General features: G+C 73.6%; 12 protein-coding genes. All 12 read left to right on the top strand.

The features are described from left to right. Window positions 1-108: 108 nt before the first annotated feature. The 12 genes from MF672_RS16455 (at window position 109) to menC (ending at window position 14,707) form a co-directional block, all read left to right on the top strand. Entirely contained in the window at window positions 109-1,647 is a 1,539-nt protein-coding gene (locus tag MF672_RS16455) for a pectate lyase family protein (protein ID WP_242375122.1), read from the top strand. Window positions 1,648-1,804: 157 nt separating this feature from the next. Then, window positions 1,805-2,167, top strand: a complete 363-nt coding sequence (locus MF672_RS16450) for a YciI family protein (RefSeq protein WP_242375123.1) — start codon at window positions 1,805-1,807, stop codon at window positions 2,165-2,167. Next, on the top strand, window positions 2,146-3,369 hold the full coding sequence (locus MF672_RS16445; RefSeq protein WP_242375124.1) for an RNA polymerase sigma factor: 1,224 nt from the start codon (window positions 2,146-2,148) through the stop codon (window positions 3,367-3,369). The genes MF672_RS16450 and MF672_RS16445 overlap by 22 nt, the downstream gene beginning before the upstream one ends. A 147-nt stretch (window positions 3,370-3,516) precedes the next feature. After that, window positions 3,517-4,896 carry a serine hydrolase domain-containing protein gene (locus MF672_RS16440; protein ID WP_242375125.1) on the top strand — a complete coding sequence of 460 codons (1,380 nt, stop codon included), beginning with the start codon at window positions 3,517-3,519 and terminating at the stop codon, window positions 4,894-4,896. Window positions 4,897-4,932: 36 nt separating this feature from the next. Then, a complete protein-coding gene (locus MF672_RS16435; RefSeq protein WP_242375126.1) occupies window positions 4,933-6,525 on the top strand; it encodes an ABC transporter substrate-binding protein in 1,593 nt (530 codons plus the stop codon). Window positions 6,526-6,527: 2 nt separating this feature from the next. Then, window positions 6,528-7,532, top strand: coding sequence for an ABC transporter permease (locus tag MF672_RS16430; protein WP_242375127.1), 1,005 nt, complete (start codon window positions 6,528-6,530; stop codon window positions 7,530-7,532). A gap of 1 nt (window position 7,533) precedes the next feature. Continuing rightward, a complete protein-coding gene (locus tag MF672_RS16425) occupies window positions 7,534-9,432 on the top strand; it encodes a dipeptide/oligopeptide/nickel ABC transporter permease/ATP-binding protein (RefSeq protein WP_242375128.1) in 1,899 nt (632 codons plus the stop codon). Beyond that, the gene (locus MF672_RS16420) at window positions 9,429-10,220 is read left to right on the top strand and encodes an ABC transporter ATP-binding protein (RefSeq protein ID WP_242375129.1); all 792 of its coding nucleotides are present in this window, start codon (window positions 9,429-9,431) and stop codon (window positions 10,218-10,220) included. Before MF672_RS16425 ends, MF672_RS16420 begins: the two co-directional genes overlap by 4 nt. Next, complete coding sequence (locus MF672_RS16415; RefSeq protein ID WP_242375130.1) at window positions 10,217-11,599, top strand: serine hydrolase domain-containing protein; 1,383 nt, start codon at window positions 10,217-10,219, stop codon at window positions 11,597-11,599. The genes MF672_RS16420 and MF672_RS16415 overlap by 4 nt, the downstream gene beginning before the upstream one ends. A 2-nt stretch (window positions 11,600-11,601) precedes the next feature. Further along, complete coding sequence (locus tag MF672_RS16410; RefSeq protein WP_242375131.1) at window positions 11,602-12,726, top strand: M20 family metallopeptidase; 1,125 nt, start codon at window positions 11,602-11,604, stop codon at window positions 12,724-12,726. Next, the gene (locus MF672_RS16405) at window positions 12,723-13,586 is read left to right on the top strand and encodes a GNAT family N-acetyltransferase (RefSeq protein ID WP_242375132.1); all 864 of its coding nucleotides are present in this window, start codon (window positions 12,723-12,725) and stop codon (window positions 13,584-13,586) included. The genes MF672_RS16410 and MF672_RS16405 overlap by 4 nt, the downstream gene beginning before the upstream one ends. Next, entirely contained in the window at window positions 13,583-14,707 is a 1,125-nt protein-coding gene (menC, locus tag MF672_RS16400; protein WP_242375133.1) for an o-succinylbenzoate synthase, read from the top strand. Before MF672_RS16405 ends, menC begins: the two co-directional genes overlap by 4 nt. The last annotated feature ends 24 nt before the right edge of the window (window positions 14,708-14,731 follow it).

Below are 14,731 nucleotides of genomic sequence, written 5' to 3'. Positions count from 1 at the left end.
CGCGCCGGCCCGCGGCGCCGATGAAAGTTTCACGCCTCGTTGACATTTCGGAAAGCGCTTTCCTACGGTGTGGGTCGCATCCGGAACGAAGCAGAAGGCGGGACGAGGATGAGGCGAGCAGTCGGGTTACGACTCGGAGCGGCACTGGCCGCGGCGGCCACGGCGGCTGCGGTCGGCGTGTCCCTGCCGGGCCCCCAGGCGTCGGCGGCGGCCGACGGCGCCACCGGCTACGCGACCGGCAACGGCGGGACCACCGGCGGCGCGGGCGGGCAGACGGTACGGGCCACCACGGGGACCGCGATCCACGCGGCCCTGTGCAACCGCGCCAGCAGCAGCACCCCCATCACCATCGAGGTCGAGGGCACCATCAACCACGGCAACACGGCCAAGGTGTCCGGCGACAGCTGCAACACCGCGGCCGGCGTCATCGAGCTCAAGCAGATCAGCAACGTCACGATCATCGGGGTCGGCGGCGGAGCCGTCTTCGACCAGCTCGGCATCCACATCCGCGAGTCCAGCAACATCATCATCCGCAACGTGACCGTCCGCAACGTCAAGAAGTCGGGCTCGCCCACGTCGAACGGCGGCGACGCCATCGGCATGGAGAGCGGCGTCCGCAACGTGTGGGTCGACCACGCCACCCTGGAGGCGTCGGGCGGCGAGGCGGAGGGCTTCGACGGCCTGTTCGACATGAAGGACGACACCCAGTACGTCACCCTGTCCTACAGCATCCTCCGCAACTCCGGCCGCGGCGGGCTCATCGGCTCCAGCGAGAGCGACCGCTCGAACGGCTACGTCACCTTCCACCACAACCTGTACGAGAACATCGACTCCCGCACGCCCCTGCTGCGCGGCGGCATCGCCCACATCTACAACAACTCCTACGTGAGCCTGCATGAATCGGGCATCAACTCCCGCGCCGGCGCCCGCGCCAAGGTGGAGAACAACTACTTCAAGGACTCCAAGGACGTCCTCGGCACCTTCTACACCAGCGAGGCCGGCTACTGGCAGGTCGCGGGCAACATCTTCGACAACGTGACCTGGTCGGCCCCCGGCGCCGACACCAACCCCGCCGGCCCCGACCCGCAGTCCAACACCAGCGTCAGCATCCCGTACGCCTACACCCTCGACGGGGCGAGCTGCGTGCCGGCCATCGTCCGCCAGACCGCCGGCGCCGGCAAGGGGCTGCAGGTGTCGAACGGCAGCTGCACCCCGCAGACCCCGACCTCCTCCCCCACTGCCACGCCCACCGTGACGCCGACCACCACGCCCACGGCCGGCGGGCCCAACCTCAGCATCGGCGCCGGCTCCGACGGCTCCAGCAAGGCCGACGGCACGAGCTACGGCAACGTCCGCGACGGCAACCTGAGCACCTACTGGTCACCGGCCGGCTCGACCGGCGACATCTCGATCAAGTGGGGCTCCGCCACGACGGTCTCCAGGGTCGTCATCCGCGAGGCCTCGGGCGCCGCCGGCGCCATCGGCTCCTGGCAGCTCCTCAACGCCGGCACCGGAGCCGTCCTGAAGTCCGGCAGCGGGGCGGGCACCATCACCTTCACGCCCACCTCGCTCACCAAGATCACCTTCCGGATCACCGGCTCCTCCGGCACCCCGAGGGTCGCCGAGTTCGAGACGTACGCGGCCTAGCGTCCCCGTCGCCACCCGCGATCCTCGGCGGCTCCCGCGGCAACCGGTACATCGACAGCGGCCGACCGGCGAGCGGATTTCTCGGCGCCGCCTGTCGATTCCGTCGCGCGCCGTTCGTCTTACTGCGCGACCATCTGGTGGCGATGAGGAGGAACGGATGAAGTACATCATGTTGATCTATCAGGGCACGGCGCTGGAGGGGCAGGCCGCGCTGTCCGAGGAGGAGCGGAAGCAGATCCACGCCGACTACCAGGAGATCAGCCGGGCGCCCGGCGTCACCCCCGGAGTGCCGATGGGCCGCCCGGAGGACGCGACGACCGTGCGGGTCGAGGGCGGCAGGACGCTGACGACCGACGGCCCGTTCGTCGGGATGAAGGAGGCCGTCGGCGGCTGGTTCATCCTGGAGGCCGACGACCTCGACGCGGCGATCGAGCTGGCCGCCCGTCACCCGGCGGCCCGACACGGCGGCGCGATCGAGATCCGCCCCTCCGAGGTGTATTGGTCGAAGGAGGCACCCTGACGACAGGACCCTTCGTCGTCACGACCCTCGAACGGGTCTTCCGCGAGGAATGGGGCCGCGTCCTGGCCACCTTGATCGGCTTCCTCGGCGACTTCGACGTCGCCGAGGAAGCCGCGCAGGAGGCGTTCGCGATCGCCGCGGACCGGTGGCCACGCGACGGCGTCCCCAGCAACCCGCGCGCGTGGCTGATGACGACGGCACGCAACCGGGCGACGGACCGCATCCGCCGCGAGCGGGCCCTCACCGCCAGGTTCGGCCTGCTCGTCACCGACGACCGCGCGGAGGCGCCGGTGGACACCACGACGTTCCCCGACGAGCGGCTGGAGCTCATCTTCACCTGCTGCCATCCGGCGCTCGCGATCGAGGCGCAGGTCGCGCTCACCCTGCGCACCCTCGGCGGGCTCACCACCGACGAGATCGCCCGCGCCTTCCTGGTGCCGGAGCGCACCATGGCGCAACGGCTCGTGCGGGCCAAACGCAAGATCAAGGCCGCGGGGATCCCGTTCCGGGTGCCGCCGGCCCATCTGCTGCCCGAACGTCTCGACGCGGTGCTCGCCGTCGTCTACCTGATCTTCAACGAGGGGTACGGCGGCCGCGACGAGCTCGCCGCGGAGGCGATCTGGCTCGGCCGCGCGCTGGCCGGCCTGCTCGCCGGCCAGCCCGAGGTGCACGGGCTGCTGGCGATGATGCTCCTGCACGACTCCCGCCGCGGGGCGCGCTTCCGCGACGGCGAGCTGGTGCTGCTCGGCGACCAGGACCGGACGCTCTGGGACGCCGGGCAGATCGCCGCCGGCCGCGCGAGCCTCGACCGCGCGCTCGCCCTGGGCGGCCGCGGCCCCTACGTGCTGCAGGCCGCCATCGCCTCGTTGCACGCCGAGACCCCGTGCGACTGGGCGCAGATCGCGGCCCTGTACGGCCGGCTCGCCCAGCTGACCGGCTCGCCCGTCGTGGAGCTCAACCGCGCCATCGCGGTCGCCGAGTCCGAGGGCTCCGAGGCCGGGCTGGGCATCGTCGACCGTCTCGGCCTCGCCGACTTCCGCTACCTGCACTCGACCAGGGCCGAGCTGCTGCGCCGCCTCGGGCGTACCGGCGAGGCGCGCGAGGCCCTCCTCCGCGCGAGACGGCTCACCGACGACGGCGCGGAACGACGCTTCCTCGAACGCCGGCTCACCGAACTGGCGGACCGGACCGAGCCGGGATGACCCGCCGGAGGCGGCCCTGGGCGCGCTCGACGCCGAGGGAGACACCGCGCAGGATCCCCGCTCTCGTCGGATCGGACAAGCCGCACCGGCCCGAGTTGTCCGATCCGACGAGTACGGCAGCGGGGGTCGCCTTCTAGCCTCAGCGGCATGATGTCGCCGGAAAGCGTACAGAGCTGGCTCGACGAGCACTTCGCGCGGATCGTGGCCGAGCGCGGGGTGCCGGGCGCGTCGGTCGCCGTCCTGACCCAGGGCCAGGTGCTCACCGCCGCCGGCGGCGTCCTGAGCAGGGCCACCGGCGTCGAGGCGACCACCGACTCGATCTTCCAGATCGGCTCGATCACCAAGCTGTGGACCAGCGCGCTGGTCATGCAGCTGGTGGACGAGGGCCTGGTGGACCTGGACGCGCCGGTGCGGGCGTACCTGCCGGAGTTCCGCGTCGGGGACGAGGCCGCGTCCGCCGTGATCACCACCCGGCAGCTGCTGTGCCATGTCGCGGGCTTCGAGGGCGACATCTTCACCGACACCGGCCGTGGCGCGGACGCGATCGAGAAGTACCTGGCCGCGATCCACGACATCCCGCAGCTCTTCCCGCCGGGCGAGGTGTTCTCCTACAACAACACCGGTTTCGTGGTGCTCGGCCGCCTGGTTGAGGTGCTGCGCGGCAAGCCGTTCGACGAGGTGCTGACCGAGCGGCTGGTGGCGCCGCTCGGGCTCACGCACGTGGCGCCGAGCCCGTACGAGGCGATCCTGCACCGCGCCGCCGTCGGCCACGTGCCGGGCGAGGACGGCGCGATGGTGCCGGCGCCGGCCTGGGCGCTCGCCCGCTCGAACGCCCCGGCCGGCTCGATGCTCGCCATGACCCCGCGTGACCTGCTCGCCTTCGTCGCCGCGCACCTGGCCGGCGGGGCCGCGCCGGACGGCACCCCCGTGCTGCGGCCCGGCACCGTGGCCGACATGTGGCGGCCGCAGGTGCGGCTGCCCCGGCTCACCGCCATGGGCAGCGCGTGGGGGCTCGGCTGGGAGATCGAGGAGCACGGCGGGCACACGGTCGTCGGCCACGACGGCGGGACCATCGGCCAGGCGGCCTTCCTGCGGGTCGCGCCCGGTCACGGCGTCGCGATCGCGCTGCTGACCAACGGCGGCGATGTCTTCGGCATCTTCACCGACGTGCTGGCGCACCTGTTCGAGCAGCTCACCGGCATCGCCCTGCCGGGCCGCCCGGTGCCGCCGGCCGCGCCCCGGCAGATCGACCCGGCCCCCTACCTCGGCCGCTACGCCGACACGATCTACGACATCACCGTCAGCCAGGACGACGACGGCACGATCTGGCTCGACCGGGTGCCCAAGGACGTCATCGCCGAGATCGGCGAGAAACCGACGCGCACCCGGCTCGTGGCCTTCGAGGGCGACTCGCTGATCTCGCTCGACCCGACCCGCGGTGTCCACCAGGTGTTCGCCTTCATCGGCCGCGACGACGCGGGCCGCGCGAAGTACCTCCATTACGGCCGCGTGGTCGCCCGCGCCTGAGATCTCCCGCTCACACCCTCCGGAATGAGGACCCGCATGACCCCCACCCGCACGAGGGCCCTCGCGGCGCTCGCCCTGACGCTGGCCGGCTCGGCCGGCCTGGCTGCCTGCGGCAGCGACGCGCCCGGCTCCGCCGCGCCGGGCGGCTCCGCCGGCGGCCGGACGTTCACCCTCAACCTGGCCGCGGACCCGGGCGCCCTGGACCCGCAGGGGTCGGCGACGAGCGGGCTGTTCGGGCTGACGCAGTTCGCCTACGACAACCTGGTGGCCGTCGCCAAGGACGGAACCATCCAGCCGCAGCTGGCGGCATCGTGGACGGTCGAGGGCACGAAGGTCGCCCTCCAGCTCAAGGATGGGATCACCTGCGCCGACGGCAAGCCGTTCACGGCGCAGACGGTGGTCGACAACATCACGTACGTGGTGAACCCGGACAACAAGAGCCCCTTCCTGGGGGTCTTCATCCCGGCCGGGACGACCGCCTCCGCCTCGGGCTCCACGGTGACCCTCAAGCTCGCCGCGCCGGCCCCGTTCGTGCTGACCGCGCTGGCGAACCTGCCGATGGTGTGCGACGCCGGCCTGAAGGACCGCTCCACCCTCAAGGCCAGGACGAACGGCACCGGCCCGTACGTCCTCACCGAGGCGGTCCCCTCGACGCGGTACACCTACGAGCTGCGCAAGGGGTACACGTGGGGTCCCGGCGGCGTCACCACGGCCGAGGCGGGCCTGCCGGCCAAGGTCGTCGTCAAGATCGTCGCGAACGAGACCACGTCCGCCAACGAGCTGCTGGCCGGCACCGTCAACGCCGTCCAGATCACCGGCCCCGACGCCGACCGCCTGGCCAAGGCGGGCCTGGAGTCCGTGGGCCAGCAGGCGCTGATCGGCGAGCAGTGGTACAACCAGGGCGAGGGGCACGCCACCGCCGACCCGGCCGTGCGCCTGGCGCTCACCCAGGCGCTCGACCTCAAGCAGCTCCAGGTCGCGCTGACCTCCGGCAAGGGGGTGCCGCCGACCCAGCTCGCCGCCATGGACCCGCTCGGCTGCACCGGCGACGCGGTCACCGGCCACCTGCCGTCCTTCGACGTCGCCGCCGCCGGTGCCGCGCTCGACGCGGCCGGCTGGGCGAAGGGCCCGGACGGCGTCCGCGTCAAGGACGGCAAGAAGCTCGCGCTCACCTTCCTCTACCCGAACACGCTCGGCCCTGGCGGCGGGGCCGCCGCCGAGCTCGCGGTCGCGGCGTGGAAGGCGGTCGGGGCCGAGGTCACGGCCAAGCAGCAGACCCAGACCGAGGCGTCCGGGGCGGTCTTCGGCACCGGGGCCTGGGACATCGTCTGGATGCCGCTCAACGTCAGCACCCCCGACCAGGTCATGCCGTTCGTCTCCGGCGCCGCCGCCCCGAAGGGCACGAACTTCGCCCACATCGACAACGCCGGCTATCTCGCCGCCGCCGCCAAGGCGATGAAGGCGAACGGCGCCGCGGGCTGCGGGGACTGGTTCGCCGCCGAGCAGGCGCTCTACAAGGCGGCCGACGTGGTGCCGTTCGCCAACAACGTGGTCCCGACGTTCGTCAAGGGCGCGAAGCTGTCCATCATCGGCAGCATCGTCCCGACCAGCATCCGGATGCTCGGTTGACGATGAAGAGCCCGACCCTGGCCGCGCCCGGCCCCGGCGGCCGGGCGGCCGCCGTGTGGTCGCATCCGTGGCTCCGCTTCGCGCTGCGGCGGACCAGGCGGCTGCTGCTGGGCCTCTGGGTGCTGGTGACCGCCTCGTTCCTGATGATCCACCTGGTCCCGGGGGATCCGGTGCGGGCCGCGCTCGGCCCGACCGCCCCCGCGGACCTGGTGCAGGCCACCAAGGAGGAGCTCGGCCTGCTGGACCCGCTCTGGCAGCAGTACGCCCGCTTCCTCGGGCGTCTGCTCCACGGCGACCTGGGCGTCTCGATCACCAGCAGGCTCCCCGTGGGTGAGATGATCGGCCAGCGGCTGCCGGCGACGGTGCAGCTCGCCGTGGCCGCGTTCGTCCTGGCGCTGGTCGTCGCCGTGCCGGTGGGCGTGACGATGGCGGTGATCACGCGGCGCGGGAAGGGCCGGCGCACGGAGCTGGCGGTCACCGGCACGAGCGTCGTGCTGAGCGCGATCCCCGACTTCCTGCTCGCGGTCGGGCTGGTCTACCTGCTGGCGGTGCAGACCAGGATCTTCCCGGTGGCGGGCCTCGACGGCCCCGGCTCGTACGTGCTGCCGACGCTCGCGCTGGCGATCGGCCCCGCCGCGGTGCTCTCGCGCATCGTCCGCGTCGAGATGCTGGCCGTGATGGAGGCCGACTATATCAGGACGGCGCGGGCCAAGCGGCTCACCCCCGTCCGGGTGCAGCTCGTGCACGCCCTGCCGAACGCCGTGACGGCGAGCCTGACGCTCGGCGGCATGCTGCTCAGCTCGCTGGTGGCCGGGACGGTGCTGGTGGAGAACGTCTTCGCCTGGCCCGGCCTCGGCTCCACGATCGTCTCCTCGATCGTCGCCAAGGACTATCCCCTGGTGCAGGGCACCGTCCTGGTCTACGGCGTCGGGGTCCTGCTCGTCAACACCCTCGTGGACGTGCTGCTCGCGCTGCTCGACCCCCGCTCGACGATCGGAGCCACCTGAGATGCCGGCGGCACGCCTGCTGCGCCGTCCCGTGGGCCTGACCGGGGTCGGCCTGCTGGTCGTCGTCCTGGCCGTGGCCGTGCTCGGGCCGATCCTGTGGGGCGACCGGGCGACGGTCGTCGACACGGGCAACCTGCTCGCCGGCCCGTCGGCCGAGCACTGGCTCGGCACCGACAACCTCGGCCGGGACCTGTTCCACCGGGTCCTCGTGGCGACCCGGCTCTCGATCGTGCTGGCGCTCGGGGCGACGGCGGTCAGCCTCGTGCTCGGCCTCGCCCTCGGAGCCGCGCCGATGCTGGTGGGACGCCGGCTGGGCCGCCTCGTCACGTGGGCCGTCAACGTGCTGGTGGCCTTCCCCGGGCTGCTGCTCGTGCTCTTCTTCGCCGTGGTGTTCGGCGTCGGCGAGCGCGGCGCGGCGCTCGCGGTGGGGCTCGCCGGGGCGCCGTCGTTCGCGCGGCTGTGCCACACGCTCATCGCCGGCGTCGCCGAGCGGGACTACGTGGCCGCGGCCCGCATCGCGGGCGTGAGCCGGCTGCGCGTCCTGCGCCGCCACGTGCTGCCGAACATCGCCGAGCCGCTCATCGTCAACGCGACGATGGGCGCCGGCGGCGTGTTGCTGTCGTTCGCCGGGCTCTCGTTCCTCGGGCTGGGCGTGCAGTCCCCGGCCTACGACTGGGGCAAGCTCATGCAGGACGGGCTCAACGGCATCTACACCAACCCCGTCGCCGCGCTCGGGCCCGGCCTCGCCGTCATCCTCGCGGGCCTGGCCTTCAACCTCACGGGCGAGGCCCTGGCCACGGCGTTCGGCCTCGACGAGGTCACCGGCACCACCCGCCGGGGCCGGACCGGGACCGTCGCGGGCGAGCCCCGACCGGCCGCCGCGACGCCGCCCGCCGAGGACGCCGTCCTGTCGGTGGACGACCTGCGGGTGACGATCCCCGGCGCGGGCGGGCCCGTCCGCGCGGTCCGCGGCGTCACGTTCGCCGTCCGGGACGGCGAGGCCGTGGGCGTCGTCGGCGAGTCCGGCTCCGGCAAGTCGATGACGGCCCTGGCGGTGGCCAGGCTCGTCGAGGAGCCGATCCGCGTCGAGGCGGGCCACCTGGCCTTCGCCGGGGAGGACCTGCTGACCGCCGGCGACCCCGCGGCCCTGCGCAAACGCCTCGGCACGTCGCTGGCCGTGGTGTTCCAGGACCCGATGACGTCGTTCAACCCGACGCACCGGGTGGGGTCGCAGCTGGCCGAGGTCAGCCGCTTCCACCAGGGACTGAGCCGCAGGGCGGCCTTCGCCCGCGCGGTCGACCGCCTGCGCGCGGTCCGGATCCGCGAGCCGGAGCGGCGCGCCAGGCAGCACCCCTTCCAGTTCTCCGGGGGCATGCGCCAGCGGGCGATGATCGGCATGGGGCTCATGGGGACGCCGCGGCTCATCATCGCCGACGAGCCGACCACCGCGCTCGACGTCACGGTCCAGCGGCAGGTGCTCGGCCTGCTCGCCGACGTGCGCCGCGACACCGGCGCGGCTCTCCTGCTCATCAGCCACGACGTGTCGGTGGTGACGGACGTGTGCGACCGGGTCCTCGTCATGTACGCGGGCCGCATCGTCGAGGAGCTGCCCGCGCACGGCCTGCGGACGCTGGCGCGGCACCCGTACACGCGGGCGCTCGTCGCGGCCGTGCCGGACATGGACACCGACCTGGACCGGCCGCTCGCCGTCATCCCGGGGCTGCCGGTCGATCCCGCGCAGGTGCCGGACGGGTGCGCGTTCGCGGCCCGCTGCCCCCTCGCCGACGACCACTGCCGGTCGGTCGAGCCCCTGCTGGAGGCCGACCCGGCGGGCAACCGGGTGGCCTGCCACAAGGCCGGGCGGCCGTCGGCCGTCGGCACCGAGGAGGTGCACCAGTGAGCGTCCTCGCCTTCCACGACGTGTGCGTGCGGTACGGCCCGCACACCGTCCTGAAGGACGTCAGCCTGGAGGTCGGCGACGGCGAGATCGTGGGCCTGGTCGGCGAGTCCGGATCGGGGAAGTCCACCCTGGCGCGGGCGGCCGTCGGCCTGGCCCCCGTGACCGGCGGCCGGATCCTGCTGGACGGCCGCCCGGTGCCGAGCCGGGGCCGCGTGCGTCCGGTGCAGCTGGTCTTCCAGGACCCGTACTCCTCGCTCGACCCCCGCATGACCGTCGGCGAGAGCATCGCCGAGGCCATGCCGGAACGCCTCGGCAGGCAGGCCCGCCAGGCGGAGATCAGCCGCCTGCTCGCGCTGGTGCACCTGGACGCGGCCCGGGCCGGCGACCGGCCGGGGCGGCTCTCCGGCGGGCAGCGGCAGCGGGTCGCGCTGGCCAGGGCGCTCGCCGCCCGGCCCGAGGTGATCCTCGCCGACGAGATCACCTCGGCGCTCGACGTCTCCGTCCAGGGCGCCGTGCTCAACCTCGTCCGCGACATGCGGCGCGAGCTGGGCCTGTCCATGCTGTTCATCTCCCACAACCTGGCGGTCGTCCGGTACGTCGCCGACCGCGTGGCCGTGATGCGCGACGGGGAGATCGTCGAGCACGGCCCCGCCGCCCAGGTGCTCGGCGCGCCCCGGCACGAGTACACCCGCCATCTCCTCGCCGCGCTCCCCGGAGCGGCACGCCGGACCTCCGGGGACACAGACGCCACGCCGCTCATCCCGACCGCTGCTAAGGAGCAGACATGACCAGCGCCATCGACCAGGCCCACTGGCAGAGCCGCCTCGACGAGCTCACGAGGAAGCACGGCGTCCCCGGCGCCCAGCTCGGCATCCTCAGGATCGGCGACGACGACGAGCTCGTCACGGCCGCGGCGGGCGTGCTCCACGCCGGCACCGGCCAGCCGGCCCGCACCGACTCGGTCTGGCAGATCGGCTCGATCACCAAGGTCTGGACCGCGACCGTGATCATGAAGCTCGTGGACGAGGGCCGCCTCGCGCTCGACACCCCGGTGGCGAAGATCGTGCCCGGTTTCCGGCTGCGCGACCCGGGAACCACCGCGGCCGTGACCGTCTGGCACCTGCTCACCCACACCAGCGGCATCGACGGCGACCTGTTCACCGACACCGGCCGGGGCGACGACGCCCTGGAGAAGTACGTCGCGCTGCTGGCCGACACCGCGCAGAACCACCCGATCGGTGTCACCTGGTCCTACTGCAACGCGGGCTACTCCCTGCTCGGCCGGATCATCGAGGTCGTCACCGGCAACACCTGGGACCAGGCGATGAAGGAGCAGCTCTTCGCCCCGCTCGGCCTGACCCGCACCACCACCCTGCCGGAGGAGGCGATGGTCTTCGGGCACGCGATGGGTCACGTCAAGGGCGGCGAGGAGCCCGTGGTCGCGCCGGTGTGGGCCCTGCCCCGCTCGGTCGGCCCGGCGGGCCTGATCACCTCGACCGTCGCCGACGTGCTGGCCTTCGCCCGGCTGCACCTGACCGGCGGGCTCGCCGCCGACGGCACCCGGGTGCTGAGCGAGCAGGGCACCGCCGCGATGTCGGCGTACCAGACCGACTGCCCCGAGAAGCACCTGCTCGGCGACTCGTGGGGGCTCGGCTGGTTCCGCTGCGACTGGAACGGCCACCGCGCCTACGGCCACGACGGCAACACCATCGGCCAGGCGGCGTTCCTGCGCGTCCTGCCGGAGGCGGGCGTCGCGGTCGCGCTCACCACCAACGGCGGCAGCACCCGCGACCTCTACGCCGACCTCTACGACGAGATCTTCGGCGAGCTGACCGGGGTGCGGCTGCCCGCGCCGTTCGAGCCGCCGGCCGAGCCGGTCACGGTGGACCTGACGCCGTACGCGGGCACGTACGAGCGCGAGTCGGTGCGCCTGGAGGTGTTCGAGGAGGACGGCAAGCCGATGCTGCGCACCACCGTGACCGGCCCCCTGGCCGAGCTGGAGGGCGAGCAGGTGGAGACGTACGAGCTGACCCCGGTCTCGCCCGGCATGTACGCCGTCCGCCCCGAGGGCATGGAGTCGTGGGCCCCGGTCACGTTCTACTCGCTGCCCACCGGCGAGGAGTACGTCCACTACGGCGCCCGCGCGACCCCCAAGAAGCTCGGCTGACCGTGCCGCTCACCTCGCGTGGCTCCCTCAGCCTCCCGCCGCTCCTCGCCGACCTGCGCGAGCTGGTCGAGTGCGAGTCGCCCTCCGCCGACCACGCCGCGATCGCCAGGTCGGCCGGCCTCGTCGCCCGCGTCGGGGCCGCCCGGCTCGGCGCCGAGCCCGAGCGGATCGTCATCGACGGCTGCTCCCACCTGCGGTGGCGCTTCGGCGACGGCGACCGGCAGGTGCTGCTGCTGGCCCACCACGACACGGTCTGGCCGCTCGGCACCCTGGCCTCCCGCCCGTTCGAGCTGGCCGGCGGCGTGGTGCGCGGCCCCGGCTGCTTCGACATGCTCGCCGGGCTCGTCATGGCCGTGCACGCCGTCGCCGACCTGCCCGCGCGCGACGGCGTCACCCTCCTGGTGACCGGCGACGAGGAGATCGGGTCGCCGAGCTCGCGCGCGCTGATCGAGGAGGAGGCCCGGCGGTCGCGGGCGGCGCTCGTGCTGGAGGCGTCGGCCGACGGCGGCGCGCTCAAGCTGAGCCGCAAGGGCGTGTCCATGTACGAGGTCCGGGTCACCGGCCGTGCCGCCCACGCCGGGCTGGAGCCGGAGAAGGGCGTCAACGCCACGATCGAGCTGGCCCGCCTCGCCGTCGCGGTGCACGCCCTCGGCGACCCGGCGGCCGGCACGACGGTCACCCCTACCGTGATCAGCGCGGGCACGACGGCGAACACGGTGCCCGCCCACGGCTCGTTCGCGGTCGACGTGCGGGCCTGGACGGGGGCCGAGCAGCTCCGGGTGGACCGGGCGCTGCGCGCTCTGGCGCCGGCCGAGCCCGGCGCGGTGATCGAGATCGCCGGCGGCGTCAACCGGCCGCCGCTGGAGGAGCCGGCGAGCCGGGCGCTGTTCGAGCGGGCCGCGGCCGTCGCGGCCCGGCTCGGGCTGCCGCCGGTCACGGGCACGGCCGTCGGCGGCGCCTCGGACGGCAACTTCACCGCGGGTGTCGGCACCCCGACGCTGGACGGCCTGGGCGCGGTGGGCGGCGGCGCCCACGCCGACCACGAGCACGTCCTCGTCGACCGGCTGCTCGACCGCACGGTGCTGCTGCGCGAGCTGATCGCCGAACTCCTGGAGGAGCGGGCATGAGCATCCAGGCGTCCGGAGGGCGTGACGTGGGCGTCGAGGCCGCCGCGGCCGTCGGCCTGGCGGCGGAGGACGCGGCGCGATGGGCCGCGAAGGCGGGCGTGACGGTCCGGGAGCTGCGGGAGCTGGACGAGGCCCACGCCGTGATCGCCCTGCTCGTCGAGATCTGGGGCCGCCCCGAGAACCCCCTGATCACGGTGGAGTTCCTGCGGGCGCTGACGAAGGCCGGCAACTACGTCGCCGGCGCGTACGACGGGGACCGGCTGGTCGGGGTCTGCATCGGCTTCCACGAGGAGCCGGCCGCCCGCACCCTGCACAGCCACATCGCCGGGGTGGCTCCGGGGCTGGCCGGCCGCGGCACCGGGATGGCGCTCAAGCTCCACCAGCGCGCCTGGGCGCTGGCCCGCGGCATCGTCGCGGTCGAGTGGACCTTCGACCCGCTGGTCAGCCGCAACGCCTACTTCAACATCGTCAAGCTGGGCGCGCTGCCGGTGGAGTACCTCACCAACTTCTACGGCGCGATGCACGACGCGATCAACGGCGGCGACGACACCGACCGGCTGCTGGTGCGCTGGGAGCTGCTCGCGCCGCGGGTCCGCGCCGCCTGCTCGGGCACGCCCCGCGAACGGCCGGCCGCCGGCCCGTCGAGCAGGCGGGTCGCGGCCCCGGCCGACATCGAGGCGCTGCGCGCCCGCGACGCGGCCGCCGCCCGGGGCTGGCGGCACCGGCTCCGCGCCGAGCTGGAGCCGCTGATGGCGGCCGGCGGCCGCGTCGTCGACTTCGACCGCGAGCTCGGCTACCTCGTCCGGCTCGCCGGCCCGGATATCGACACCGACACCGAACAGATCCGGAGAATCCCATGAAACTGCGAGGAGTCGAGCTTCGCCGCGTCTCGATGCCGCTCGTGTCGCCGTTCCGCACCTCGTTCGGCACCCAGAACGAGCGGGACGTCCTCCTCCTCAAGGCCGTCACCGACGACGCCGAGGGCTGGGGCGAGTGCGTCGCGCTGGCCGACCCGCTCTACTCCAGCGAGTACGTCGGCTCCCAGCTGGACGTGCTGCGCCACCACCTGCTCCCCCGGCTCTCCACCCCCGAGGGGCAGGCGGCGATCGCGCGCTCGGGCGCCGCCGCGATCGCGGGCCTCACGCACCCGGTCAAGGGGCACCGCATGGCCAAGGCCGCCCTGGAGATGGCCGTGCTCGACGCGGAGCTGCGTGCCCTCGGCCGCTCGTTCGGCCGGGAGCTCGGCGCCGTCCGGGAGCGCGTCCCCAGCGGGGTGTCGGTCGGCATCCACGACTCGATCCCGCAGCTCCTGACGGTCGTCGAGGGCTACCTGGACGCCGGGTACGTGCGCGTCAAGCTGAAGATCCAGCCCGGCTGGGACCTGGAGCCGGTGGCCGCCGTGCGCGCGCGGTTCGGCGCGGACGTGCTGCTGCAGGTGGACGCCAACACCGCCTACACGCTGCGCGACGCCCGCCACCTGGCCAAGCTCGACGCGTTCGACCTGCTGCTGATCGAGCAGCCGCTGGAGGAGGAGGACGTCCTCGGCCACGCCACGCTGGCGCGGCATCTGGCGACGCCGATCTGCCTGGACGAGTCGATCGTCTCGGCGCAGACCGCCGCCGCGGCCATCACGCTCGGCGCCTGCCAGATCATCAACATCAAGCCCGGCCGGGTCGGCGGCTACCTGGAGGCCCGGCGGATCCACGACCTGGCCGTGGCCAACGGGATCCCGGTCTGGTGCGGCGGCATGCTGGAGACGGGCCTCGGCCGCGCCGCCAACGTCGCCCTGGCCGGTCTGCCCGGATTCACGCTGCCGGGCGACGTCTCGGCCTCCGACCGCTTCTACCGCACCGACATCACCGAGCCGATCGTCCTGGACGACGGCCACATCGCGGTCCCCGACGGCCCCGGGCTGGGGGTCACGCCGATCCCGGAGGCGCTCGACGCGGTGACGACGGCCACCGAGTGGATCGACCTCTGATCCTCCTCTGATCGTCCTCTGATC

Origin of the sequence: Actinomadura luzonensis, from assembly GCF_022664455.2 — a bacterium.
Classification (GTDB): domain Bacteria; phylum Actinomycetota; class Actinomycetes; order Streptosporangiales; family Streptosporangiaceae; genus Nonomuraea; species Nonomuraea luzonensis.
This window is presented reverse-complemented; position numbering and strand designations above follow the sequence as displayed.

Bases quoted from the DNA above. Each gene is read 5' to 3' on its own strand.
- MF672_RS16455 (WP_242375122.1), top strand. From the start codon at position 109: ATGAGGCGAGCAGTCGGGTTACGACTCGGAGCGGCACTGGCCGCGGCG.
- MF672_RS16425 (WP_242375128.1), top strand. From the start codon at position 7,534: ATGCCGGCGGCACGCCTGCTGCGCCGTCCCGTGGGCCTGACCGGGGTC.
- MF672_RS16440 (WP_242375125.1), top strand. From the start codon at position 3,517: ATGATGTCGCCGGAAAGCGTACAGAGCTGGCTCGACGAGCACTTCGCG.
- MF672_RS16415 (WP_242375130.1), top strand. From the start codon at position 10,217: ATGACCAGCGCCATCGACCAGGCCCACTGGCAGAGCCGCCTCGACGAG.
- menC (WP_242375133.1), top strand. From the start codon at position 13,583: ATGAAACTGCGAGGAGTCGAGCTTCGCCGCGTCTCGATGCCGCTCGTG.
- MF672_RS16430 (WP_242375127.1), top strand. From the start codon at position 6,528: ATGAAGAGCCCGACCCTGGCCGCGCCCGGCCCCGGCGGCCGGGCGGCC.
- MF672_RS16405 (WP_242375132.1), top strand. From the start codon at position 12,723: ATGAGCATCCAGGCGTCCGGAGGGCGTGACGTGGGCGTCGAGGCCGCC.
- MF672_RS16450 (WP_242375123.1), top strand. From the start codon at position 1,805: ATGAAGTACATCATGTTGATCTATCAGGGCACGGCGCTGGAGGGGCAG.
- MF672_RS16435 (WP_242375126.1), top strand. From the start codon at position 4,933: ATGACCCCCACCCGCACGAGGGCCCTCGCGGCGCTCGCCCTGACGCTG.